Raw genomic sequence first — 22,999 nt, 5'->3', positions numbered from 1 at the left:
CCGGCGCGGCTCTCCCACGGAAGGGTGTTCGGTTGTGTGCCTGAGCAGGTGGGGCTTACGCCTCGACCGTGATGCCCATCGAGCGAGCGGTGCCGGCGATGATCTTCGCGGCCTGCTCGATGTCGTTGGCGTTCAGGTCGGCCTGCTTGGTCTCGGCGATCTGACGGACCTGGTCCATCGAGATCTTCGCGACCTTGACCGTGTGCGGGGTCGCGGAACCCTTCTGCACACCCGCGGCCTTCTTGATCAGCTCTGCCGCCGGCGGGGTCTTGAGGACGAACGTGAACGAACGGTCCTCGTAGACGGTGATCTCGACCGGCACGACGTTGCCACGCTGCGACTCGGTCGCCGCGTTGTACGCCTTGCAGAACTCCATGATGTTGACGCCGTGCTGACCGAGCGCCGGACCGATCGGCGGGGCCGGGTTGGCGGCGCCCGCGTTGATCTGCAGCTTGATCAGGCCCGTGACCTTCTTCTTCGGTGCCATGACTTGTCTTCCTCCTGGAATCGAACGCACGGGGATCCGTGCACTCTCCCGCTGGCCCGGCCGTTCCGGACCGCGGTGAAGCCCCGCACGCACGAAGCGTGCGGGGCCAAACTCGTTGAGTCTACCCGATGATCGGGTTGGACTACAGCTTGGTGACCTGGTCGAAGCTGAGCTCGACCGGGGTCTCGCGCTCGAACAGCGAGACGAGGACCGTGAGCTTGCCGCTCTCCGGCTTGATCTCGGAGATCGACCCCGGGAGACCCGCGAACGAGCCTTCCTTGATGGTGATCGTCTCGCCGATCTCGAAGTCGACCTCGGCCGCCGGCTGGGACTGTGCGCCGCCGGAGCCCTTCGCGCCGCCCTTGGTCGGAGCGGCCTCGGCCACCTGGACCAGGGACTTCAGCATGCCGAACGCCTCGTCGAAGCGGAGCGGCGTCGGGTTGTGGGCGTTGCCGACGAAGCCGGTGACACCCGGGGTGTGCCGGACGACGGACCACGAGTCCTCGTTGAGGTCCATGCGGACGAGCACGTACGAGGGGATCCGGACGCGGGTGACCAGCTTGCGCTGCCCGTTCTTGATCTCGACGACGTCCTCCATCGGGACCTCGACCTGGTAGATGTAGTCCTCCATCGACATCGAGACCATGCGGTTCTCGATGTTCGACTTCACGCGGCGCTCGAAGCCCGCGTAGGAGTGGATGACGTACCACTTGCCCGGCTTCATCCGCAGCTCGGCCTTGAAGGCCTCGTACGGGTCGACCTCGGCCTCTTCTTCGGCTTCTTCAGCGTCGAGGGCCTCATCGGCGGCGAGGGTCGCGTTGGCCTCGGCCGCGGTCTCCTCTTCCAGCTCGACCTCTTCTTCGTCCTCGACTGCCTCGACGGCGGCCTCGGCCTCGTCGGCGGTGTCGATCTCGAGCGCGTCGTCCACGACGGCGTCGGCCTCGGGGTCGCGCGACTCGGCCAGCGCGGTGAGCGCCTCGTCGATGCCGGCGTCGACGGTGCCGTCGTCGGGCTCGTCGCTCAGGCCGAGGGACTCGTCGTTCTCGTCCTCGATCTCGATGGCTCGCTCTTCGGCGGACTCGGCCGAACGCTCCTCGCCGGTCTCGACGTCGCCTTCCTGGTTCTCCTCGACTTCGGAGGACTGCTCGGCAGCCGTGGCGAGGTCGATGTCGTCGCGGGAGTTGTCAGACACTGTCGAATCTTTCCGTTCGGTGATGCGGATCGGGTTGGCGGGCGGATCGGTTCACGACCGGCGCCGTCTCGGGCGACCGTACTCCTGTCCGCGAGCGGTCAGGACAGCCGGCGTCCGGCTCAGGCCGTCGGCCCGTTGCCGAACACGTACCCGACGCCGAGTCCGAACACGAAGTCGAGGACCGACACCAGGATCATCATCACGACGACGAAAACCAGGACGACGCCCGTGTAGCTGAAGAGCTCCTTGCGGGTCGGCGTGACCACCTTGCGGAGTTCGCCGAGGACCTGACGGATGAAGAGCACGATGGCAGCGAACGGACCACGGCGCTCGGCCCGGTCCTGCTTCGCCTTGGCGACGACGTCATCCGCCGTCGTCTCCATGTCTTTGCTCGCCAACTTCTACCCTTCCAGATGTGCAGGGCGGACAGGACTCGAACCTGCAACCTGCGGTTTTGGAGACCGCTGCTCTACCAATTGAGCCACCGCCCTTCGGACACGGTTCGTCACCGATCCGTGTTCCGGTGGTCGAGTGTACGGGAGTCCGTCACACGGTGTCCACTTGACGGATGCTCCGGCGTGCCGCGCCGGTAGGCTGGGCCCCGTGAGCACCGAAGCCCCAGGCCCCGAGTCCACCGCCCACCCCGCTGCCGCGACCACCGATCGGCCGCGCATCGCGTCCCGCATCGCCGCGATCGCCGAGTCCGCGACGCTCAAGGTCGATGCGAAGGCCAAGGCGCTCAAGGCCGTCGGCCGCCCGGTCATCTCGTTCGCCGCGGGCGAGCCGGACTTCGCCACGCCGCAGCACGTCGTCGACGCCGCCGTGCAGGCAGCGCAGGACCCGAAGAACCACCGGTACACGCCCGCGACCGGCCTGCCCGAGCTCAAGCAGGCGATCGCCGAGAAGACCGCCCGCGAGTCCGGCATCACCGTCGACCCCGCCCGGGTGATCGTCACGAACGGCGGCAAGCAGGCCGTCTACCAGGCGTTCCAGACGATCGTGGACGACGGCGACGAGGTCCTCCTGCCGGCGCCGTACTGGACCACTTACCCCGAGGCCATCCGGCTCGCCGGGGGCGTCCCCGTCGAGGTCTTCGCCGGCAGCGACCAGGACTACCTCGTCACGGTCGACCAGCTCGAGGCCGCCCGCACCCCGAAGACCAAGGCGCTGCTGTTCTGCTCGCCGTCGAACCCGACCGGCTCGGTGTACACCGCCGAGCAGACGAAGGCCATCGGCGAGTGGGCGCTCGAGCACGGCATCTGGGTCATCAGCGACGAGATCTACCAGGACCTCGTGTACGACGGCGTGCGGTTCACCGGCATCCTCGAAGCGGTCCCGGCCCTCGCCGACACGACGATCCTCGTCAACGGCGTCGCGAAGACGTACGCGATGACCGGGTGGCGTGTCGGGTGGTTCATCGGACCGTCCGACGCGGTCAAGGCGGCGTCGAACCTGCAGTCGCACCTGTCGAGCAACGTGTCGAACGTGTCGCAGCGCGCCGCGATCGCCGCGCTGACCGGCCCGCAGGAACCCGTCACGGCCATGCGCGAGGCCTTCGACCGCCGTCGGCAGGCGATCGTCGCGGGTCTGAACGCGATCCCGGGCTTCGTCACGCCGACCCCGCACGGCGCCTTCTACGTCTACCCCGACGTCACGGCGCTCCTCGGCCGCGAGTGGGCCGGCTCGACTCCGACCACGACGCTCGAGCTCGCCGACCTCATCCTCGAGCACGCCGAGGTCGCGGTCGTCCCCGGTGAGGCGTTCGGCCCCTCCGGCTACCTCCGCCTGTCGTACGCGCTCGGTGACGACGACATCGCCGAGGGCGTCGCGCGGCTCGCGAAGTTCTTCGCGTAGTCACCCGTCAATGCGGAACGGCCCACCTCGTCGAGGTGGGCCGTTGCGCGTCGCGGGCCAGGAGGCGCGGCTCGGCTCAGGCGAGCAGGTCGCCCACCACGACGGGTTCCGGCACGAGCGAGACACCGAAGCGGTTCAGGACGGTCACCTGGACGTAGCGGGCGAGTTCGGCCACCTGGGCGGCGGTCGCTCCCCCGCGATTCGTCAGCGCGAGTGTGTGCTTCGACGAGATCGCCGCGCGGGACCCGGGGACGGCGTACCCGCGGTGGACGCCGGCGTGCTCGATGAGCCACGCGGCGCTGAGCTTGACGTCGTCGCCCGCCGGCCAGCGCGGCGCCTCGGCCGGCAGGGTCTCGGCGAAGGCGGCGGACACGATCGGGTTCGTGAAGAACGACCCCGCGCTCCACGTGTCGTGGTCGTCCGCGTCGAGGACCATGCCCTTGGACCCCCGGAGCCGCAGGACCTCAGACCGCACCGTCGCCGGCTCGACGAACGCCCCGAGCTCGACACCGAGCGACCCGGCGAGCTGGGCGTAGCGGACCGGGACCCCGGCGCCTCGGACGGTGCCGAGCCGGAACTCGACCGTCAGCACGGCACCGCGCCGTCCGTGCTTGAGGGTCGAGGTGCGGTAGCCGAGCGCCAGCTCGGCCGCTGGGACCCACGCGCGCTCCCCCGTCGACGCGTCGAGGAACTCGATCCGGGTGAGCACGTCGGACAGCTCGACCCCGTAGGCGCCGATGTTCTGCACGGGGGCGGCGCCGACGGTGCCCGGGATGCCGCTCAGCGCCTCCAGGCCCGTCCACCCGTTCTCGACCGTCGTGGCGACGAACGCGTCCCACGGCTCGCCGGCCGCGACGCGGACGGTGACGCCGTCGTCGTCGGCGTCGTGTTCGATGCCCGTCGTGCGCACGAGCACGACGGTGCCGTCGAAGCCGTCGTCGGCGACGAGCAGGTTGCTGCCGCCGCCGAGGACCAGCCACTCGTCGTCGTCCCACGCCGCCGTGACGTGCGCGACGAGCTCGTCGGTGGTCGACGCCGTGAGCAGCCGCGCCGCGGGACCACCGACGCGCAGCGTCGTGAGGTCGGCGAGGACCGACTCCGTCACGGTCAGCGGAACGCCACCGTGACCTGCGCCTTGCCGAGCACGGTCTGCCCGGCGGCGGTCACGGTGAGGTCGATGCGCTGCGGACGGCCGTCGTCGTCGACGGTGCCGACCTTGGCGACGACGCCGACGGTGGCGCCCTGCTCCGGGTCGACGACCACGGGGCGGGTGAACCGGACGCCGTAGCGGACCACCCAGCCGCGGTCGCCGAGCCACTCGGAGACCGGCTGCACGGCCAGCCCCATCGTGAGCATGCCGTGCGCCAGGACACCGGGCAGGCCGACGGAGGCGGCGACGTCGTCGCGGTAGTGGATCGGGTTGAAGTCGCCGGACGCGCCGGCGTAGCGGACGAGCGAGTCGCGGGTGATGTGGACGTCGCGCTCGGCGACGACGGTGCCGACCTCGAGCGCGGTCACGGGTGCGGTGGTCATGCGTCGTCTCCTCGGACCACGAGGGTGGAGGTCGCCGTGACGACGTGCTCCCCCGCGGCGTCGTTCATCGTGCTCTCGGCGGTGACCATGGCGTTGCCGCCGAGGGTCTTCACGCTCGTCACGGTCAGGGTCGCGGTGAGCTCGTCCCCGGCGACGATCGGTCGCTCGTAGGCGAAGGCCTGCTCGCCGTGGACCACGCGGGAGAAGTCGATGCCGGCGTCGGGCTCGGCGAGGAGCTGGGCGAGCGTGGCCTCTTGCACGACGACCGCGAAGGTCGGCGGGGCGACGACGTCGTCGTAGCCGGCGGCGCGGGCGGCCTCGGGCTCGTGGTGGATCGGGTTCGTCGCGAACACGGCGCGGGAGAACTCGCGCACCTTCTCGCGACCGACCAGGTAGGGCTGGGCCGGCGGGAACGTCCTGCCGACGAGCTCGGGGTTCACAGACACGTCCGGCAGTCTAGCGACGCCCGCTCGGGGGCCTGTGTTCATGAGAATGCATCGGCTATGCTGACCCGACGCGGTTCGGGGGAACCGACACCGATCTCCGGGGATGGGGAGGAACGATGGACCACACGACCGAGTTCGCCGTGCACACGGGCGACCGCTGCACCGCGATGGAGGCCGCCGGCGCCGCACTGCAGCAGGCAGGGCACCACGTCGAGTCGACGGGCGGGACGCTCACCGCGACGACGGGCAACCGGGTGCTCACGATCCTGCTCGGGGCGCTCGTGCACCCGTCGCGGGAGTTCCGGCGGTACGAGCTCTCGACGACCGTCACGGGGACGTCGACCACGATCACGTTGCGGCACTCCGGGCACGGCACCGCGGTGTCGGGCGGGCAGATCGGTGCGAAGCGGCGGCACGATGCCTGGCGCAGCACGGCCGCGGTGATCGAGCGGGCACTCCGTCAGGCGGGCGTGCTCAGCGCGCGGTAGCGCGGCGCGCGGGCGCGGCGCGGGCGCGTCGCCGGACGCCGCACAACGCAAGTCGCTGCGAACCGCGTCTTCGCACGGTTCGGCGTGACTTGCGTTGTGCGCAGGCGCCCGGCGCGGCCGGCGCGGCCGGAGGCACGAACGAACCACGGGAACGACACGGAACCAGGTGGTGGGGCCGGTTCGACGTCGGGAACGTGGTTCGACGCAGCCCGCGGACCGCGACGGCGAGCGGTCGCCCCCGCCGGCACGCGTGCCGCACAACGCAAGGCACGGCGAACCGCGCACTCCCCCGGTTCGGGGCGACTTGCGTTGCGCGCAGGCGCCCGAGGCCACGCGGCGGGCACGGCAGCGCCGCGGCGCTGCCCCGCCAAGAGCGGGCGCCGGGACGAACCACGGGAACGACACGGAACCAGGTCGCGGGCCCGGTTCGATGTCGGGAACGTGGTTCGACGCTGCGCCGCCGCGACGCGCACCGACGCCAACGCCGACCCGCACGCGAGACGCACACGCGAGACGCGCGCGCGGCACCGCCCGAGAACGACGAAAGCCCGGCGAACGGATCGCCGGGCTTGCGGTAGCGAGGGCGGGACTTGAACCCGCGACCCCACGATTATGAGTCGTGTGCTCTAACCAACTGAGCTACCCCGCCAAGGATCCGGCACGACTACCGCACCGGGTCGGAGCCCCGAGTCAGGATTGAACTGACGACCCCTTCCTTACCATGGAAGTGCTCTACCACTGAGCTATCGGGGCATGTACCGCTCGGCGGCACCACACGAGGATAGCAGACCCGCGACGGTGGTCAGGAACCGGCCGTGACGCCCGGGCGTGCCGCGTTGAACCGCTAGTTCGCGTTGGCCTCGAGCCACGCCAGCGGGTCCACCGGGACACCGTCGACGTGCACCTCGAGGTGCAGGTGCGGACCGGTCGAGTTGCCGGTGCTGCCGACCAGACCGAGCTCGTCGCCGACCTCGACCTGCTGGCCCTTGACGACCTTGAAGGAGTTGTCCTCCATGTGGCCGTAGACGCTGACGAACTGCTTGCCGTCGACGTCGTGCTCGACCCAGACGTCGTTGCCGAAGCCGCCGTCGTTGGCCTGCACCTTGAGGACGGTGCCGGCGGCGATGACCCGGATCGGCGTGCCCTCACCCGGAGCGAAGTCGACGCCCATGTGGTTCGTCGAGCAGAAGGAGCACCCCTCGACCTGGCGTCCGCCGAACCCGGAGGTGATCGGCACACCGGTCAGGAACGGCCACTGGATCGTGCCGTTCGGGTCGTTCGTGAAGCTCGAGGAGTCGACGTTCTTGTACTGCGTCGCCGAGGACACCGAGTACTGGTCGCGGTTCGTCTCGGCGTCGGTCGCACCGGCACCGACGCTGAGGGACTGCGTGTCGCCCGAGGCCGTCGCCCGCGCCGACGTCGAGCCGGGCTCGGGGGTGTACAGCGCCTGTGCGGGCAGCGAGGTCGACACGACGAGCCCCGCGACGAACAGCAGCGCGCCGACGGCCGTCACCCGCGAGGCCGCCCGACGGAACGACGCACCCTGCGACCCCCGCGCGGCACGCGGCGCGACCCCGGCGACCGGAGTCGCTGCAGCCGGAGCCGTGCGAGCGATGTGGCGCGTGGCCCGGTCGGCCTGCACGGGGGCGGTGGTGGCACGCCCGGTCCGACGGGACGCCGGCACCTGCCCGAGGACACGGCGCGCGGACGGCGCGGACGGTGTGGGTGCCGCGACCGCAGGGGCAGCAGCCACGACCGGCGACGAGGGCGCCGGCGGCGTCACGGGCGATGCGGTCGCCGCGGGCATCGCGGGCGAGGCCGGCGCGAGGTCGACGGGCGACACGGGCGCGGCCGGGGTCGCGGGTGTCCCCGGGCTCACCAGGTCGTCGAAGGTCGAGTCACCGAGGGAGGCCCGGGAGGCGCGGGAGGCGCGGCTCGCCTCCGCCACGGCCGTCGCGTGCTCGACGCGCTCCGGTGCTCCCCCGGAGGACGCCGTCGCCGCCGCGCGTTCCGCCTCGATGCGGGCCCGTCGGGTCAGGTGGACGACCGGTGCGGGAGCGTCCACGGAGCCGTCGGTGTGCACGGGCGTGAGGGGAGCGTGGGGCATGTGTTCGGCGTGGATCCTGATCGGGGCGAGACGCGCTCGTTGGTAACGAGCAGATAACGGGACCCGAGCACGCTAGCAGGAGCGTCCGGGAGACGCCAGTCCTCGGGATGTCCTCACCCGGCCAGCACGGACTCCTCGAGAAGCCGCAGCAGGTCCGCGAGCTCGTCCGCGACCGCGGGTGCGGAGAAGAGGAACGACCGCGTGCCGCCGGCCTCCCAGATCCGGGTCTCGGCGCCGGCCTCACGGGCGACGATCGACCCGGCGGCCATGTCCCACGGGTTGATCCCGCGCTCGTAGTAGGCGTCCACGGTGCCGACCCCCACCGCGCAGCAGTCCAGCGAGGCCGCTCCCCCACGGCGGATGTCGCGGACCTCGCCGATGAGTCCGGCGAGCACCGCGACCTGCTGCCGACGGCGCTCGGCGGTGTACCCGAACCCGGTGGCGACGAGTGTCTCGGCGAGCGAGGCCGGCGTCCCGACGTGCAGCGGCACCCCGTCGCGCGTGGCACCCTCGCCGGCGGCTGCGCGGAACACGACGCCGGTCGCGGGCTGGACGACGATGCCGGCGATCGGCTCCCACGAGGTCGGGTCGGCCGGCCCGCGCACCACGCCGATGCTCACGCCGTACTCGGCGCTGCCGTAGAGGTAGTTGACCGTGCCGTCGATCGGGTCGACCACCCACGTGATGCCGGAGGTTCCGGCGCCGGTGCCGGACTCCTCACCGAAGAACGCGTCGTCCGGCCGGGCCTCGGCGATCCGGGCCCGGACGAGTGCCTCGACCTCGCGGTCGGCAGCGGTGACCACGTCGACGATGCTCGACTTCCGGTCGGCGACCTCGACCCCCTCGACCCGTCGGCGTGCGGCGAGCGCTGCTGCCTCACGGGCGATGGACTCGGCGAGGTCGGCGAACTGGACGGAGGTGAGGTCGGAGGGCATGCGTCCATCCTCGCGGAAACGGAACGGCCCCGTCCGATGAGGACGGGGCCGTTCCGATGGTGGCAAGTGAGGGATTCGAACCCCCGAAGGCTACGCCGGCTGATTTACAGTCAGATCCCTTTGGCCGCTTGGGTAACTTGCCATGTGCGCACCCGGCCCGTGTAGTCACCAACCGAAGGCGCGCATGAAAGCATAGCCGATCCGAGACGGTGCTCGTGACCACCGTGGGCCGATCCACGGGTGCCGAACCGCGCCTCCCGTCCGCCGTTAGGCTGTCCCGCATGGCAGACAGTTCCTTCGACGTGGTCAGCAAGGTCGACAAGATGGAGGCGGAGAACGCCCTCAACCAGGCCGCCAAGGAGATCGAGCAGCGGTACGACTTCAAGGGCGCCGACGCATCGATCGCGTTCAGCGGTGAGGACGTCCTGATCAAGGCGAACTCGGAAGAGCGCGCGAAGGCCGTCCTCGACGTCCTGCAGAGCAAGGCGATCAAGCGGAACATCAGCCTCAAGAGCCTCGACGCGGGCGACCCGTACCCGTCGGGCAAGGAGTACCGCATCGAGGTGAAGTTCAAGAACGGCATCGAGCAGGACGTGGCGAAGAAGATCGGCGCGTTCCTCCGGGCCAACGCCCCGAAGACCGTGAAGAACCAGATCCAGGGCGACGAACTGCGCGTCTCCTCGAAGAGCCGCGACGACCTGCAGAACACGATCCAGCTCCTCAAGGGTGAAGAGTTCGACGTGCCGCTGCAGTTCATCAACTTCCGCTGACGCGCCGCCCGCCGCTGTGGAGCACTGGCTCACCGTCGCGATCACGGTCTTCCTGGTCCTGCTGGACCTGGCGATCCGCGTCTTCTCGATCATCTACGTCCCGATCAACCGGAAGCCGCAGACCGCGACGGCCTGGCTGCTGGCGATCTTCCTCATCCCCTACATCGGGTTCATCGTCTTCCTCGTCATCGGGTCGACGAAGCTCCCGCACGCCCGGCGTGAGAAGCAGACCGAGATCAACGCGTACATCCTCGAGCAGACCGAGGGGATCGAGCGCGTCCGGCGCGACCACCCGTGGCCGGCGTGGCTGGACAGCATCACCCGCCTGAACCGCGAACTCGGCGCCATGCCCCTGGTGGGCGGCAACTCCGCGGAGCTCTACCCCGACTACGACGAGTCGATCGCCGAGATGACCCGCGCGATCGACGGCTCGCGGCGGTTCGTGCACGTCGAGTTCTACATCGCGACCCTCGACGACACCACGCGCCCGTTCTTCGAGGCGCTCGCCCGCGCCCAGGCCCGCGGCGTCACCGTCCGGGTCCTGCTCGACCACTGGGCGAGCCGCGGCTACCCGGGCTACAAGGACACCCTCGCGTTCATGGACCGCGCGGGCATCGAGTGGCACCTCATGCTCCCGCTGCTACCGCTGCAGGGGAAGTTCCAGCGCCCGGACCTCCGCAACCACCGGAAGATCGTGGTCATCGACGGGTCGATCGCGTTCACCGGGTCGCAGAACCTCATCGACAAGTCCTACGACCTGAAGTCCCACATCGACAAGGGAATGCAGTACAAGGACCTCTTCGCGCGGTTCGAGGGTCCCGTCGTCGCCGGCCTCAACGCCTTGTTCGTGACCGACTGGTACAGCGAGACCGACGAGCTGCTGCTCCGCGAGAGCGACCCCGTCCAGCGGGCCGACCGCGGTGACGCACTGGACTGCCAGGTCGTCCCGTCCGGCCCCGGGTTCGACGGCGAGAACAACCTGCGCCTCTTCAACGCCCTGCTCTACTCGGCCCAGCAGAAGGTGTCGATCACCTCGCCGTACTTCGTCCCCGACGACTCCATGCTCTACGCCATCACCACCACGGCGCAGCGCGGGGTCGAGGTCGAGCTGTTCGTCGGCGAGATGGGCGACCACGCGATGACCTGGCACGCGCAGCGCTCCTACTACGAGGGGCTGCTCCGGGCCGGCGTGAAGATCTGGCTGTACCGGGCGCCGACGATCCTGCACGCGAAGCACTTCACGATCGACGACGACGTGGCGGTGATCGGGTCGAGCAACATGGACATGCGGTCGTTCAGCCTCAACCTCGAGGTGTCCGTGATGGTCCGCGGCAGCCGCTTCGTCGATGCGCTGCGCGAGGTCCAGGACGCCTACAAGGAGCACAGCTTCGAGTTGACGCTCGACGCGTGGGTGGAGCGGCCGCGTCGGTCGCAGGTGCTCGACAACGTCGCGCGGCTCACGGCGGCGCTGCAGTAGCGGCCGGCCCAGGAGGCGCGGGTCGCGACCGGCGGGCAGGTGCGGGCGGCGGGTGGTCGCGCGGGCGCGGGTGCGCGACGGCGGTGCCGCGCGCGGCTGCGCGGGCGCGGGTGCGCGACGGCGGCGGTCAGCGCGGGTCCGGCACCAGGCGGGTGAGCCGGGCCGTCACGCGCTCGAGCGGTCCCCGCCCGAGGAACCGCCGCCAGAGCATCGCGAACGCGATCGACCCCAGCGCGAACCAGCCCCACGCCGCCGCCGAGTCCGGGTACGTCGGCAACGCCGCGAGCACGACGAGGTGCCCCGCGTAGACCGTGAGCGGCATCGACCCCACGGCGGCCAACGGGTACCCGATGCGTCGGACGACCTTTCCCCGCCCGTCGAACACCAGCGTGCAGAGCGCGATGACGGCGACGGCCACCCCCGCGGTCCCCACGACGTCGACGATCGACGAGGAGTGGTCCCGCGGCGACAGGAACAGCTGCGCGGTGGCCTCGGCGGCGGTGCTCCCCTCGCCCGCGTACGGCACGCCGGGGAACGCGAACCCGGCGTCGGCGGGCACCGGCGCGACCGCGTTGCCGACGATGTAGGCGAGGGCGGCGACCACCGTGCCGGACGCGAGGAGGACCACCTGGGTGCGCCGCGCCTCCAGTCCGACACGGGCGACCGCGAGACCGACCAGCACGTACGCCAGGAAGGTGACCACGGGGTAGACGAGGCCGAGCTGCACCTCCCACATGCCGGCGCCCGCGTAGAGCGGGACGATGCCGAGGGCGACGACGGGCGACAGCACGGCGCACGCCGCAGCGAGGACCAGCAGCCAGCGCGCACGGACCCGGAGCACCGGGATCGCCAGCAGGAACAGCACGCCGTACGTCGGGAGGATGACGTAGACGGGGGTCTGCAGCGCCATGAGCAGCAGGCCGACCGCGACGACGACGAGCGCGCGGATCGCGAGCCGGCCACGGACCCGACCGATCCGCGGCGGGCCGGGCGGCGACGTCCGACCGCTCGTCAGACCGATCGAGGCCCCGGCGAGCACCGCGAAGAGCGACGACGAGCGACCGTGGGCGACGGCGGCCCAGGTGCCGGGGTCGGACCAGTCGACCTGGTCGGCGATGCCCCCGACGTGGGTCGCCATCATGCCGAGCAGCGCCAGCGCACGGGCGACGTCGACGCCCTCGAGCCGGACCCCGGAGACGGACACGCCCCGCAGCGCGGTGGGCGGTGCGGGGCGTGCGGTCGTCATGGCGTTCGCGGGCTGCCGGTCAGCTCGTCGCCGAGCCCGTGCGGGCGTCGACGCGGCCGAGGGACACGTCGACCATGTCCTCGCGCGGGACGACCTTGATGCGTTCGCGGCCCTCGGCCTCGCCGAGGGCGAGCTCGTGGGTGTCGAGGTTGTGCCAGCCGTCGAGGTCGGTGTACTCGACACCACGCTCGGCGAGCAGGGCCGGGATCGCGCCCTCGGACGGGTCGGCCGGGGTCCACCAGCTCGCCTGGTCGTTCACGATGTGCTGGACGGTCTCCATCGCGTCGGACTTGGTGTGGCCGATGAGCCCGACGGGGCCGCGCTTGATCCAGCCGGTCGCGTAGACGCCCGGGATCTGCTGGTTGTCGTCGTCGAGGACCTGGCCCTCGTGGTTCGGGATGACGCCGTGGCGCTCGTCGAACGGGACGCCGGGCAACGGAGAGCCGAAGTACCCGACCGCACGGTAGGCGGCCTGGATCGGGATCTCGCGGATCTCGCCCGTGCCCTCGACGCCGCCCTGGCCGTTCGGCCGCGTGCGCTCGTACCGGATGGCGGTGAGCTTGCCGTCCTCGCCGACGAACTCGAGGGGCTTCGCGTAGAAGTGCAGGTGCAGTCGGCGGCTCGCCTGGCCGGTCTCACGGGTGCGCCACTGCTCGAGGACGCGGTTCATCACCATGACCTGCTTGTTCGTGGCGATGGCGGTCTTCGAGGCCTCGTCGTGGTCGAAGTCCTCGTCGTAGACGATCATGTCGACGTCGCGGAGCTCGCCGAGCTCGCGGAGCTCGAGCGGGGTGAACTTCACCTGCGCCGGTCCGCGGCGGCCGAACACGTGCACGTCGGTGACCGGGGACGCCTTGAGCCCCTCGTACACGTTCGCGGGGATCTCTGTCGGCAGCAGGTCGTCGGCGTGCTTCGCGAGGATGCGCGAGACGTCGAGGGCGACGTTGCCGTTGCCGATCACCGCGACGCTCTCGGCCTCGAGCGGCCACGTGCGCGGGACGTCGGGGTGGCCGTCGAACCAGCTGACGAACTCGGCGGCGCCGTACGACCCCTCGAGCTCGACACCGGGGACGTCGAGGTCGGCGTCCTTGATCGCACCCGTCGAGAACACGACCGCGTGGTAGTGCTGCCGGAGGTCGTCGAGGGTGATGTCCTCGCCGAAGCGGACGTTGCCGAACAGCCGGACGACACCGCGGTCGAGCACGTCGCGCAGCGCGTTGACGATGCCCTTGATGCGCGGGTGGTCCGGGGCGACGCCGTAGCGGACCAGGCCGTAGGGGGCGGGCAGCTGCTCGAACAGGTCGATCGACACGTCGTGGCCGTGGGCCTCGCGCAGCAGGATGTCGGCGGCGTAGATGCCGGCGGGGCCTGCGCCGACGATGGCGACTCGGAGGGTGGGCACTGATCGTCTCCAGTTCGTTCGGGTGGGGTGCTCCCGAGGGGGTTCGAGGGGCGGGACCGTCGGTCACCGCGGCGGTCCGGCGCTAGCGGCTGCGTTCGACGACGGACTCGGCGAAGCGGACGAGTGCCCGCTTGACGGTGCCGTCCGGCAGGGGTGCGAGGGCGTCGACGGCGTCCGTCGCCCAGCGGACCGCGACGGCACGGGTCGCGGCGGTCGCCTCGTGCTCGCGCAGGGCGGCCACGGCGGACTGGTACGGCGCCGAGTCGACGACGTCGTCCGGTGCGGCGTTCACGTCGCGCTCGATGCGCCCGAGCAGGTCCACCGCGTCGGGGGCACCGGTCGCGGCGAGGCGCTTGAGCTGCAGCAGCGGCAGGGTGTCGACGCCGGCGCGCAGGTCGTTGCCGGCGATCTTGCCGGTCTTGGCCTTCGCGGGGGCGAGGTCGATCACGTCGTCCACGAGCTGGAAGGCCACGCCGACCTTCTCGCCGAAGGTGCCGACGGCGTCGAGGTACGTGCGGTCGGCGCCCGAGAACATCACGCCGGCACGGGCAGCCGTCGCGATGAGCGAGCCGGTCTTGTCGCTGAGCACCTGGATGTAGTGCTCGACCGGGTCGTCCTCGGGCTGGGGGCCCGTCGTCTCGTGGAGCTGCCCCATGCAGAGCCGCTGGAAGGTCTCCGCCTGCATCCGGATGCCCTCGGTGCCGAGGTCGGCCGTGATGAGGCTGGCACGAGCGAACAACAGGTCGCCGGTGAGGATCGCCACGTTGTTGCCGTAGGTCACGTGGGCCGCGGGGACACCGCGTCGGACGGGCGCTTCGTCCATCACGTCGTCGTGGTAGAGCGACGCCAGGTGGGTCGTCTCGATGCTCACGGCGGCCTTCACGACCGCGTCGGTCACCCCGTCACCGAGCTGCGCGATGAGGAGCGTGAGCGTCGGCCGGATCCGCTTGCCCCCGGCCGACAGCAGGTACCGGCTCGTGGTGTCGGCGAGGGTGTCGGTGGAGCGCATGGCTTCCTCGAGCCCCTGCTCGACGAGCTCGAGGCCGTCGTCGACCGCGGCGATGAACCGGCGTTCCGCGGGCGTGGCGAACAGTCGCTCGCCGATGCCCAGCGATGCGCGGAGACTCGGTGCGCGACGTGCGACCGGGACGCTCGGATTCAAGTGCTGCTCCGTGTTCGGGGGTGGAGGGACCGGTCAGGCGTCGGTGGGGTCGACGCTCGGCTGCTCACCGGTGTGCTGGTGCTCGCGACGGGCCTTGGCACGCCGGGCGACGGACTCGCGGACCTCGCCCGCGACGGGCTTGCGACCGCGGTGCAGTGCGACGATACCCGCCGTGAGGTTCCGGTAGGCGACGACCGAGAACCCGACGCCGCGCAGCCACTGGCTGAGGACCTGCTGGTCGGGCCACGCCTCGATCGACTCGGCGAGGTAGCGGTAGGCCGCCGGGTTGCTGCTGGACAGGCGTGCCACGCCCGGGAGCACGCGCTTGAGGTACGTGCCGTACCCGAAGCGGAGCAGGGCGAGCGGCGGCGTGGAGAACTCGCAGATGACGACACGTCCGCCGGGCTTGAGGACCCGGAGCATCTCGCCGAGGGCCTGCATCGGGTCGTTCACGTTGCGCAGCCCGAACGAGATCGAGACGGCGTCGAAGGTGTCGTCGTCGAAGGGCAGCTGCTCGGCGTCGCCCTCGACGAAGGTGATCTCGGGGTGGCGTTCACGGCCGACGGCGATCATGCCCGCGGAGAGGTCGAGCGCCGTGACCTCGGCACCCTTCTTCGCGAAGGCCGCCGCGCTCGTACCGGTCCCCGCGGCGATGTCCAACACCTTCTCGCCGGGCTGGGGGTCGACCGCGCGGACCGTCGCGACACGCCACAGCGGAGCGTTGCCCGCCGAGAGGATGTCGTTCGTGAGGTCGTACTTCGCGGCGACGTCGTCGAACATGGCCGCCACCTCGTCCGGCCGCTTGTTCAGGTCCGCTCTGCTCACCCACAACATCCTAGAGGTCGTGCCCGGACGTTCCCCGCGCGGCGCGTACGATCTGTGGGGTGACCCGAACCACCACGGCGGCCCCACCGCTGACGGTCTCGACCCGGATCCTCGACGACCCGGGCGCCGTCCTCCGCCACACCCTCCGGGACAGCCCGCTCGCGTTCGTCCGCAACGGCGACGGGATCGTCGGCATCGGCGAGGCCGTGCGGTGGACGTTCACCGGCCCGGACCGGATGCGCGAGGCCTCGGCGGCCTGGCGGTCCCTGGTCCGCGACGCCGTGGTCGACGACCCCGTGCAGCTGCGCGGCACCGGGCTCGTCGCGTTCGGCTCGTTCGCGTTCGCCGACGACTCGACCGAGACGAGCGTGCTGATCGTCCCGCGCGTCGTGATCGGCCGCCGCCGCGGGAAGGCCTGGCTCACCGCCGTCGACACCACGCTCGACCCCGAACCCCTCGCCTTCACGCGCACGTCGGTGCCGGTGCCGCACGTCGGTCCGCACGTGTCCGTCGCGCTCCGTCCCGGTGCCATCGACGAGGACGCCTACGCCGCGACGGTCGCCGACGCCGTCCGGCGGATCACCGCCGGCGACGCCGAGAAGGTGGTGCTCGCGCGGGACCTCGTCGGGACCCTCCCCGACGGCGCCGACCGGCGAGCGATCCTGCTCGACCTCGCCGAGGCGTACCCGCAGTGCGTCACGTTCGCCGTCGACGGGATCGTCGGCGCGACGCCCGAGACCCTCGCCCGGACCGACGGCACCCGACTCTCGGCGCGCGTGCTCGCGGGCAGTGCGGCGCGCGGGACCGACCCGGTGTCCGACCGCGCCGCCGCCGAGGCCCTCGCCGCGAGCGCGAAGGACGTCGAGGAGCACGGCTTCGCCATCCAGAGCCTGCTGGCCGCGCTCGCCCCGATCGCGTCCGACCTCCGCGCCGACCCGGAGCCGTTCCGGTTGCAGCTGCCGAACCTGTGGCACCTCGCGACCGACGTCCAGGCGACGCTGCCCGTCGGCACGACCTCGCTCGACGTCGCCGATGCCCTGCACCCGACCGCCGCGGTCGCGGGGACCCCGACCGACGTCGCGGTCCGGCTCGTCTCCGAGCTCGAGGGCGTCGACCGCGGGCGCTACGCCGGGCCGGTCGGGTGGCTCGGGGCGAACGGGGACGGCGAGTGGATGCTCGCGTTGCGGAGCGCCCGGATCACCGACGACGGCACCGTGCGGGCGTGGGCCGGCGCGGGCATCGTGGCCGGGTCCGACCCGGCGCGCGAGGTCGCCGAGACGGCCCTGAAGTTCCGTCCGGTCACCGACGCGCTCGCCTAGTCGACTGCCAGGAGGCGCGGTGCCGGCCCGGCGCGCCCGCCGCGGCCCGGTGCCGCTCAGTCGGCCAGCGGCACCTCGATGACGACGCGCTCGGCCGGGTCCGTCAGGACCCGCTCGAGGTCGCCCCAGGTCGCCGCGCGCCGGTACTCCCAGCCGAGCCCGGTCACCACCGGCTCGACGTCGACGTGCTGCGGCGTCGTCATCATGCGGCGCATGTCGGCCTCCGGTGTCGTCGCCGCGACCTCGAGCCCCCGGAAGATCGCTCCCCCGCCGTCGTTCCCGACGATGACCTGCACGCGGTGCGGGTGCTCCTCGGTGCCGGTCACGAGCGCCCCGAGGTCGTGCAGGAGCGTGAGGTCGCCGAGCAGGACGCGTGTCGTGCCGACCGAGGCCGTGGAACGCTCGAGCGCGGCGGCGATCCCGAGCGCGGTCGAGATCGTCCCGTCGATGCCCGCGAGTCCGCGGTTCGCGTGCACGCGGATCGCCTTGCCCGCGACGTGCCCGTCGGCCACGCGGATGATCTGCGAGGCGCCGAGCACGAGGCGGTCGTGCGGCCAGGTCGCACCCCAGACGGCGTCCGCGAGCATCGTGCGGTCGACGGCGCGGCGGCGGAGCGCGACCTCGTCGCGGAGGAACTTGTTGCGCTCGGCGCGGTCGCTGGAGCGCTTCGCATCGAGGTCGGGGCCGGCGTCGCCACCACCGAGCAGCGCGCGGCTCGTGGCGACCCACCGGCCGACCCAGGCGCGGTGCTCCGGCCGGGTGCGGCCCGCCACGCGGACGTCCGACACGAAGGTGGTCGCGGCGTCGGGCCGGGAGGCGCGGGCCGGGTCGTAGGGATCGGCCCCCGGTCCGCGGACCACGATCGTCTCGACGTCGGCGCGCTGGAGGAGGGCGGGGACCTCGCGGCTGAGGGTCGGGTGACCGAGGACGACGGCGCGGCGGACCGCGCCGCCGAAGTCCGGGTCGCGCAGGAGCTCCCGGTAGGTGACGACCAGGTTCCGCCCGAACCGCGCACCGCTCGACACCTCGGCGAGCAACGGCGCACCGAGCTCCCAGGCGATCCGCTCGGCGTCCGCCCCCGCGTCGTGTCCGGCGATGACGACCGTCGCGGGCTCGTCGTCCGGCGCGAGGTCGACGACCGGCAGACCGGAGTGCACCCGCCTGGTGGCGAACGCGAGGTCGACCTCGTCGTCGGGCACCGGCTGGACCGTCCCCTCGCCCAGTCCGGCCGACAGCGGTTCGCGGAAGGCGACGTTGAGCTGCACCGGCCCGGGCTGCCCCGTGTGGCCGGCGGCCGCGGCGACGACTTCGCGCACGAGTTCCCGGACGGTGGCGGCGGTGTCGGCGTCGACCCCGTGCGCGGTGGGTGCCTCGACGTCGCGGACGACGGCGACGGCCGGCCCGAAGAGCCCGGGCTGCACCGTGGTCTGGTTGCTGCCGATGCCCCGGAGCTCGTCCGGGCGGTCCGCGCTGACGACGATCATCGGCACACCGGAGTGGTGCGCTTCGAGCACGGCGGGGTGCAGGTTGGCGACCGCGGTGCCCGAGGTGGTCACGACCGCGGCGGGCCGACCGGACTCGACGGCGAGCCCGAGCGCGAAGAAGCCGGCGGTGCGCTCGTCGAGCCGGACGTGGACGCTGATGCCGCCCGCCCGCTCGACGGCGACGGCAGCGAGGGCGAGCGCCTGCGACCGGGAGCCGGGGCTCACCACGACGTCGGTCACACCGGCCCGGGCGAGCTCGGTCAGGAGCGCGACGGCGAAGTCGGTCGCCGGGCTGCCGGAACCGGCCGGGCCGTCAGCGATCGGTGCGGCCGTCGTCGTCGCGGTGCTGGTTGCGGCGGTCTCGGTCGGCGCGTCGTTCTCGTTCGCGGAACTGCTGTTCGAGGTCTCGGAGGGTCTCGTCGTCCTGGTCCTTGTCCGTGCGGTGCTGCTCGGGGCCGCTGGGGCCGCCGAGGAAGTCCGGGTCGTCTTCGGGACCACGGTACCCGGAGCCGCCGCCGGGACGGGTCGCGGGTGCCCGGCCGAGGACGAACCAGAGGACGCCGCCGAGCACGGGGAGCACGATCACGAGGAGGACCCACACACCACGGCTGAGGGAACGGACACGCTCGCGGGGCATCGTGGCGCAGTCGATCGCCGCGTAGACCGTGAACGCCACGGCGGCCACGACGACGATCAGCCACAGTCGGATCATGGCCGGGAGTCTAGGTCGGCAGCCTGTGGGGTCCCTGCCGGTTGCGCATCCGTAGACTTGCGCAGGTGAAAGCGTGGCTCGTGTACACCCTGGCCCGCCTCGGCATCTTCGCCGCGGCGCTGGCACTGCTCCTGCTCCTGACGCCGATGCCCGGCTACTGGGCGACGATCGTCGCCGCGCTCGTGGCGCTGCTCATCTCGTACATCGCCCTGCCGAAGCTGCGCGGTCGCGTCACCGAGAGCCTGGCGAACCGTCGACCGGCGCCGGAGCACGACGTCGACACCGACTTCGAGGACGACTTCGTCGACGCGGCCGACAGCGACTCCCCGGTCGAGCAGCCGGTCTCCGACGCCGACCGCCACGCAGCGCGCCGCGAGCACCGCGACGACTGACCCGCCTGGTTACGGCTGGACGGCGAGCGTGATGCCGAGCACGACGCCGAACACGAGCGACGCGAACGACGACAGCTGGAGCGCCGTGATGAGCTCCCGGGGCTTCCGCGAGGAGACGCCGATCGCGAGTGCCGGCAGCGCCAGCAGCAGCGAGAAGTACGTGAACCCGGTGCGGAAGTAGAGCAGCACGAACCAGAGCAGCACCACGTACGGCAGCATCAGGAACAGGCCGTAGAGCACCCGGGCGACCGGCCGTCCGACCACGACCGCGAGGGTGCGCTTGCCCGCGAGACGGTCCTCGTCGATGTCGCGGATGTTGTTCACCATCAGCACCGCACAGGCGAAGAACCCGGCGGCGATCGCAGCGGCCCACCCGCTCGGGGTGACCCGGTCGATGAGGACGAACTGCGTGCCGAGGACGGCGACGAGTCCGAAGAACACGAACACGAAGACCTCGCCGAGGGCGTTGTACCCGTACGGCTTCTTGCCGCCGGTGTAGAACCACGCCGCGACGATGGCGGCAGCGCCCACGAGCAGGAGCCACCACAGCTGGGTGAGCACCACGATGACGATGCCGGCGACGGCTGCGAGCCCGAAGAACGTCAGCGCGACGGTCAGCACGGTGCGGGGCTTCGCGAGTCCGGCTCCGGTGAGGCGGGCCGGCCCGACGCGGAACTCGTCCGTGCCGCGCACCCCGTCGGAGTAGTCGTTGCTGTAGTTCACGCCGATCTGCAGGAACAGGGCGACGAGCAGCGCCAGGATCGCGATGGGCAGGTGGTGGCCCTTCGCGAGCCAGTCGCCGAAGTCACCGGCCGCACCGCTGTCCACGAACCCGACCGTCGTGCCCATCACGACGGGGACGACACCGAGCGTCAGGGTGCGCAGGCGCGCCCCGCCGATCCAGTCGCCCGCGGTCGCGCGGCGCTTCGTGCGCTGCGGTGCTGCGGCCTTGGCCGGGTTGCCGGAGCGGTTCCTGGACCGGTTCGTGTTCTTCGTGCGTGCCACGACCGTCCATCGTATCCGCGTCCGCCGTGCGTCCGGGACGCCGGCCCAGGAGGAACGGATCGCGATCGACGGTCGACCCGCCTCCGTCAGGCGGTCGGGTCCGCGATCGCGCGGATCGCCCGGCGGTCCGGCTTGCCGGTCGCGAGCATCGGGAGCCGCTCGACGACGACCACGTCGGCCGGCCGTGCGGCCCGCCCGAGGGCGTCGCCGACCGCGGCGCGGACCACGTCGAGGTCGAGCGGACGGTCGGTCACGACGACGGGGACCTCGCCCCACTCCCCCGACGCCCGACGCGTGACCACCGCACCCTCCTGCCCGTCGAGCCCGCGGACGATCCGTTCGACGGCGCCGAGCGGGACCTTCTCGCCGCCCGAGATCACGACGTCGTCGAGCCGGCCGAGCACCCGCACGACACCGTCGACGACCTCGGCGGCGTCGCCCGTGCGGTACCAGCGGTGTCCGTCGCGCTCGGTGAAGGTCGCCGCCGTGCGGTCGGGGTCGTCCAGGTAGCCCTCGGCGAGCATCGGCCCGGACAGGAACAGTTCGCCGTCCACGAGCTCGGTGCGGACGGTGCCGAACGGGACGCCGTCGTAGACGCACCCGCCGCTCGTCTCGCTCGCGCCGTAGGTCGTCACGATCCGGACGCCGGCGGCGCGGGCCCGGTCACGGAGCGGCGCCGGGGTCGCCTGCCCGCCGACGAGCACCGCGTCGAACCCGGCGAGTGCACGGGTGGCCCGCTCGTCGTCAAGCACCCGGGCGAGCTGCACCGGGACGAGCGAGGTGTAGCGCCGCGGTGCCCCGGGACCGGTGACGAGCCGGTCGGCCGCGTCGGCGAACGCACTCGCGTCGAAGTGCCCGGGAGCGACGACGACGGGCACCGTCCCCGCGGTGATCGACCGGGTCAGGACGTTGAGCCCTGCGATGTAGTGCGTCGGCAACGCGAGCACCCAGCCGCCGGCGCCCCCGAGTGCCGCGTCCGCCGCAGCGGCACCGGCGAGCAGCGCCTCCGACGAGAGCGCCACACGCTTGCCGGTGCCGGTGGACCCGCTCGTCTCGACGACCAGGGCGACCCGCTGCGGGACGGTGGCCGGAGCAGGTGTCGGCAGCGCCGGGGCGCCGTCCGCGACCGGGAGCAGGGCGGGGCCGCCGGCGAGTGCCGCCTCCAGGCCCCGCAGCACGACCGACGGGTCCGACGTGCCGGTCGCGACCAGCGGACGGGCCATCAGTAGTGCCAGGGGAAGGACGTCCACTCGGGCGCGCGCTTCTCGAGGAAGGAGTCACGACCCTCGACCGCCTCGTCGGTGCCGTAGGCGAGCCGCGTGGCCTCGCCCGCGAACACCTGCTGGCCGACCATGCCGTCGTCGACCGCGTTGAAGGCGTACTTGAGCATCCGGATCGCCGTCGGGGACTTGCCGAGCACGATCTCTCCCCAGCGGATCGCCTCGCGCTCGAGGTCCTCGTGCGGGACGACGGCGTTCACGGCGCCCATCTCGTACGCGCGCTGCGCCGAGTACTCCTGCGCGAGGAAGAAGACCTCACGCGCGAACTTCTGGCCGATCTGCTTGGCGTAGTAGGCGCTGCCGTACCCGCCGTCGAACGACCCCACGTCGGCGTCGGTCTGCTTGAACCTGCCGTGCTCGGCGCTCGCGATGGTGAGGTCGCAGATCGCGTGCAGCGAGTGGCCCCCACCCGCCGCCCACCCCGGGACGACGGCGATGACGACCTTCGGCATCATCCGGATGAGCCGCTGGACCTCGAGGATGTGCAGCCGCCCCATCGACGCCTGCGCCGCTGCCGGGTCGACACCCTCGGGCGGGGCGCCCTCGTCACCGACGTACTGGTAGCCGCTCCGGCCGCGGATGCGCTGGTCGCCGCCGGAGCAGAACGCCCAGCCGCCGTCCTTCGGGCTCGGGCCGTTGCCGGTGAGGAGCACGACGCCGACACGCGGGTCCTGCCGGGCGTCGTCGAGCGCGCGGTACAGCTCGTCGACGGTGCGCGGACGGAAGGCGTTCCGCACCTCGGGCCGGTCGAACGCGACCCGGACGATCCCGTGGGAGACGTGCTTGTGGTACGTGATGTCGGTGAACTGCTCCGCGATCGGAGCCGCGGTCCAGACGTCGGGGTCGAACAGGTCGGAGACGGGAGCAGCCATGCTCCAACGCT

Annotated in this window: 23 protein-coding genes and 4 tRNA genes; 6 read left to right on the top strand and 21 right to left on the bottom strand. The window is 71.9% G+C overall.

Annotation, left to right across the window (positions count from 1 at the left end; genetic code table 11):
- Positions 1–55 precede the first annotated feature (55 nt).
- The 4 genes from rplK to BJK06_RS13835 all read right to left on the bottom strand — a co-directional run bounded on the left by rplK (position 56) and on the right by BJK06_RS13835 (position 2,170).
- On the bottom strand, positions 56–487 hold the full coding sequence (gene rplK / locus BJK06_RS13850) for a 50S ribosomal protein L11 (RefSeq protein WP_022906459.1): 432 nt from the start codon (positions 485–487) through the stop codon (positions 56–58).
- A 142-nt stretch (positions 488–629) separates the two neighbouring features.
- Positions 630–1,679: a transcription termination/antitermination protein NusG gene (gene nusG / locus BJK06_RS13845; RefSeq protein WP_070418373.1), complete on the bottom strand. Its 1,050-nt coding sequence runs from the start codon at positions 1,677–1,679 to the stop codon at positions 630–632.
- A gap of 119 nt (positions 1,680–1,798) precedes the next feature.
- Complete coding sequence (secE, locus tag BJK06_RS13840) at positions 1,799–2,062, bottom strand: preprotein translocase subunit SecE (RefSeq protein WP_370871658.1); 264 nt, start codon at positions 2,060–2,062, stop codon at positions 1,799–1,801.
- Positions 2,063–2,097: 35 nt separating this feature from the next.
- A tRNA-Trp gene (locus BJK06_RS13835) sits at positions 2,098–2,170 on the bottom strand.
- Between the two features lie 181 nt (positions 2,171–2,351).
- Here BJK06_RS13835 and BJK06_RS13830 point away from each other — a divergent pair.
- Positions 2,352–3,533 carry a pyridoxal phosphate-dependent aminotransferase gene (locus tag BJK06_RS13830; protein WP_070419490.1) on the top strand — a complete coding sequence of 394 codons (1,182 nt, stop codon included), beginning with the start codon at positions 2,352–2,354 and terminating at the stop codon, positions 3,531–3,533.
- Positions 3,534–3,609: 76 nt separating this feature from the next.
- On the opposite strand, the gene BJK06_RS13825 is transcribed toward BJK06_RS13830, so the two are convergent.
- Genes BJK06_RS13825 through BJK06_RS13815 form a run of 3 tightly spaced genes read right to left on the bottom strand, consistent with a single transcriptional unit; the run spans position 3,610 to position 5,512 of the window.
- A complete protein-coding gene (locus BJK06_RS13825) occupies positions 3,610–4,638 on the bottom strand; it encodes a UDP-N-acetylmuramate dehydrogenase (protein ID WP_083295269.1) in 1,029 nt (342 codons plus the stop codon).
- A 2-nt stretch (positions 4,639–4,640) separates the two neighbouring features.
- Positions 4,641–5,066, bottom strand: a complete 426-nt coding sequence (locus BJK06_RS13820) for a MaoC/PaaZ C-terminal domain-containing protein (RefSeq protein ID WP_070419488.1) — start codon at positions 5,064–5,066, stop codon at positions 4,641–4,643.
- Complete coding sequence (locus tag BJK06_RS13815; protein WP_083295268.1) at positions 5,063–5,512, bottom strand: MaoC family dehydratase N-terminal domain-containing protein; 450 nt, start codon at positions 5,510–5,512, stop codon at positions 5,063–5,065. Before BJK06_RS13815 ends, BJK06_RS13820 begins: the two co-directional genes overlap by 4 nt.
- A gap of 116 nt (positions 5,513–5,628) precedes the next feature.
- Here BJK06_RS13815 and BJK06_RS13810 point away from each other — a divergent pair, with 116 nt between their 5' ends.
- Positions 5,629–6,000: a hypothetical protein gene (locus tag BJK06_RS13810; protein WP_070418371.1), complete on the top strand. Its 372-nt coding sequence runs from the start codon at positions 5,629–5,631 to the stop codon at positions 5,998–6,000.
- Between the two features lie 575 nt (positions 6,001–6,575).
- Here BJK06_RS13810 and BJK06_RS13805 read toward each other — a convergent pair.
- From BJK06_RS13805 to BJK06_RS13785, 5 genes are all read right to left on the bottom strand, one after another.
- A tRNA-Met gene (locus tag BJK06_RS13805) sits at positions 6,576–6,649 on the bottom strand.
- A 32-nt stretch (positions 6,650–6,681) separates the two neighbouring features.
- A tRNA-Thr gene (locus BJK06_RS13800) sits at positions 6,682–6,753 on the bottom strand.
- A gap of 91 nt (positions 6,754–6,844) precedes the next feature.
- The gene (locus BJK06_RS13795) at positions 6,845–8,107 is read right to left on the bottom strand and encodes a M23 family metallopeptidase (RefSeq protein WP_070418370.1); all 1,263 of its coding nucleotides are present in this window, start codon (positions 8,105–8,107) and stop codon (positions 6,845–6,847) included.
- 113 nt (positions 8,108–8,220) lie between these two features.
- Complete coding sequence (locus BJK06_RS13790; protein ID WP_070418369.1) at positions 8,221–9,042, bottom strand: inositol monophosphatase family protein; 822 nt, start codon at positions 9,040–9,042, stop codon at positions 8,221–8,223.
- Positions 9,043–9,099: 57 nt separating this feature from the next.
- Positions 9,100–9,184 (bottom strand) — tRNA-Tyr (locus BJK06_RS13785).
- Between the two features lie 139 nt (positions 9,185–9,323).
- Here BJK06_RS13785 and BJK06_RS13780 point away from each other — a divergent pair.
- Positions 9,324–9,812 (top strand): YajQ family cyclic di-GMP-binding protein, encoded by a 489-nt coding sequence (locus tag BJK06_RS13780; RefSeq protein WP_069712130.1) that lies wholly within the window; start codon positions 9,324–9,326, stop codon positions 9,810–9,812.
- A gap of 16 nt (positions 9,813–9,828) precedes the next feature.
- Positions 9,829–11,289 carry a cardiolipin synthase gene (gene cls, locus BJK06_RS13775; RefSeq protein ID WP_070418368.1) on the top strand — a complete coding sequence of 487 codons (1,461 nt, stop codon included), beginning with the start codon at positions 9,829–9,831 and terminating at the stop codon, positions 11,287–11,289.
- A 127-nt stretch (positions 11,290–11,416) separates the two neighbouring features.
- Here the strand turns inward: cls and BJK06_RS13770 are convergent, their stop codons facing one another.
- The 4 genes from BJK06_RS13770 to BJK06_RS13755 form a co-directional block, all read right to left on the bottom strand.
- Positions 11,417–12,535 (bottom strand): heparan-alpha-glucosaminide N-acetyltransferase domain-containing protein, encoded by a 1,119-nt coding sequence (locus BJK06_RS13770; protein WP_070418367.1) that lies wholly within the window; start codon positions 12,533–12,535, stop codon positions 11,417–11,419.
- 19 nt (positions 12,536–12,554) lie between these two features.
- Positions 12,555–13,937 carry an FAD-dependent oxidoreductase gene (locus BJK06_RS13765; RefSeq protein ID WP_070418366.1) on the bottom strand — a complete coding sequence of 461 codons (1,383 nt, stop codon included), beginning with the start codon at positions 13,935–13,937 and terminating at the stop codon, positions 12,555–12,557.
- A gap of 82 nt (positions 13,938–14,019) precedes the next feature.
- Positions 14,020–15,099 (bottom strand): polyprenyl synthetase family protein, encoded by a 1,080-nt coding sequence (locus BJK06_RS13760; RefSeq protein WP_070418365.1) that lies wholly within the window; start codon positions 15,097–15,099, stop codon positions 14,020–14,022.
- 33 nt (positions 15,100–15,132) lie between these two features.
- Complete coding sequence (locus BJK06_RS13755; protein WP_070419487.1) at positions 15,133–15,924, bottom strand: demethylmenaquinone methyltransferase; 792 nt, start codon at positions 15,922–15,924, stop codon at positions 15,133–15,135.
- 59 nt (positions 15,925–15,983) lie between these two features.
- On the opposite strand from BJK06_RS13755, the gene BJK06_RS13750 reads away from it, so the two are divergent.
- The gene (locus BJK06_RS13750; RefSeq protein ID WP_070418364.1) at positions 15,984–17,243 is read left to right on the top strand and encodes an isochorismate synthase MenF; all 1,260 of its coding nucleotides are present in this window, start codon (positions 15,984–15,986) and stop codon (positions 17,241–17,243) included.
- A 56-nt stretch (positions 17,244–17,299) separates the two neighbouring features.
- Here BJK06_RS13750 and menD read toward each other — a convergent pair whose 3' ends face one another.
- Positions 17,300–19,048: a 2-succinyl-5-enolpyruvyl-6-hydroxy-3-cyclohexene-1-carboxylic-acid synthase gene (gene menD / locus BJK06_RS13745; protein ID WP_070419486.1), complete on the bottom strand. Its 1,749-nt coding sequence runs from the start codon at positions 19,046–19,048 to the stop codon at positions 17,300–17,302.
- Entirely contained in the window at positions 19,041–19,439 is a 399-nt protein-coding gene (locus tag BJK06_RS13740) for a PLDc N-terminal domain-containing protein (RefSeq protein ID WP_070418363.1), read from the bottom strand. Before BJK06_RS13740 ends, menD begins: the two co-directional genes overlap by 8 nt.
- 65 nt (positions 19,440–19,504) lie before the next feature.
- On the opposite strand from BJK06_RS13740, the gene BJK06_RS13735 reads away from it, so the two are divergent.
- A complete protein-coding gene (locus tag BJK06_RS13735; protein ID WP_071296706.1) occupies positions 19,505–19,831 on the top strand; it encodes a DUF4229 domain-containing protein in 327 nt (108 codons plus the stop codon).
- A 9-nt stretch (positions 19,832–19,840) separates the two neighbouring features.
- Here the strand turns inward: BJK06_RS13735 and BJK06_RS13730 are convergent, their stop codons facing one another.
- The 3 genes from BJK06_RS13730 to BJK06_RS13720 form a co-directional block, all read right to left on the bottom strand.
- Positions 19,841–20,836 carry a 1,4-dihydroxy-2-naphthoate polyprenyltransferase gene (locus BJK06_RS13730; RefSeq protein ID WP_258027642.1) on the bottom strand — a complete coding sequence of 332 codons (996 nt, stop codon included), beginning with the start codon at positions 20,834–20,836 and terminating at the stop codon, positions 19,841–19,843.
- A gap of 86 nt (positions 20,837–20,922) precedes the next feature.
- On the bottom strand, positions 20,923–22,059 hold the full coding sequence (locus BJK06_RS13725; RefSeq protein WP_070418361.1) for an AMP-binding protein: 1,137 nt from the start codon (positions 22,057–22,059) through the stop codon (positions 20,923–20,925).
- Complete coding sequence (locus tag BJK06_RS13720; protein WP_070418360.1) at positions 22,059–22,988, bottom strand: 1,4-dihydroxy-2-naphthoyl-CoA synthase; 930 nt, start codon at positions 22,986–22,988, stop codon at positions 22,059–22,061. The genes BJK06_RS13725 and BJK06_RS13720 overlap by 1 nt, the downstream gene beginning before the upstream one ends.
- Between the last annotated feature and the right edge of the window lie 11 nt (positions 22,989–22,999).

The organism is Curtobacterium sp. BH-2-1-1, assembly GCF_001806325.1.
In the GTDB taxonomy this organism is placed as follows: Bacteria; Actinomycetota; Actinomycetes; order Actinomycetales; family Microbacteriaceae; genus Curtobacterium.
This window is presented reverse-complemented; position numbering and strand designations above follow the sequence as displayed.

Excerpts from the sequence above, each read along its gene's own strand:
- BJK06_RS13810 (WP_070418371.1), top strand. The coding sequence starts at position 5,629 with ATGGACCACACGACCGAGTTCGCCGTGCACACGGGCGACCGCTGCACC.
- BJK06_RS13770 (WP_070418367.1), bottom strand. The coding sequence starts at position 12,535 with ATGACGACCGCACGCCCCGCACCGCCCACCGCGCTGCGGGGCGTGTCC.
- BJK06_RS13820 (WP_070419488.1), bottom strand. The coding sequence starts at position 5,066 with ATGACCACCGCACCCGTGACCGCGCTCGAGGTCGGCACCGTCGTCGCC.
- BJK06_RS13720 (WP_070418360.1), bottom strand. The coding sequence starts at position 22,988 with ATGGCTGCTCCCGTCTCCGACCTGTTCGACCCCGACGTCTGGACCGCG.
- BJK06_RS13780 (WP_069712130.1), top strand. The coding sequence starts at position 9,324 with ATGGCAGACAGTTCCTTCGACGTGGTCAGCAAGGTCGACAAGATGGAG.
- BJK06_RS13740 (WP_070418363.1), bottom strand. The coding sequence starts at position 19,439 with ATGATCCGACTGTGGCTGATCGTCGTCGTGGCCGCCGTGGCGTTCACG.
- BJK06_RS13795 (WP_070418370.1), bottom strand. The coding sequence starts at position 8,107 with ATGCCCCACGCTCCCCTCACGCCCGTGCACACCGACGGCTCCGTGGAC.
- rplK (WP_022906459.1), bottom strand. The coding sequence starts at position 487 with ATGGCACCGAAGAAGAAGGTCACGGGCCTGATCAAGCTGCAGATCAAC.
- BJK06_RS13725 (WP_070418361.1), bottom strand. The coding sequence starts at position 22,059 with ATGGCCCGTCCGCTGGTCGCGACCGGCACGTCGGACCCGTCGGTCGTG.
- secE (WP_370871658.1), bottom strand. The coding sequence starts at position 2,062 with ATGGAGACGACGGCGGATGACGTCGTCGCCAAGGCGAAGCAGGACCGG.
- BJK06_RS13790 (WP_070418369.1), bottom strand. The coding sequence starts at position 9,042 with ATGCCCTCCGACCTCACCTCCGTCCAGTTCGCCGACCTCGCCGAGTCC.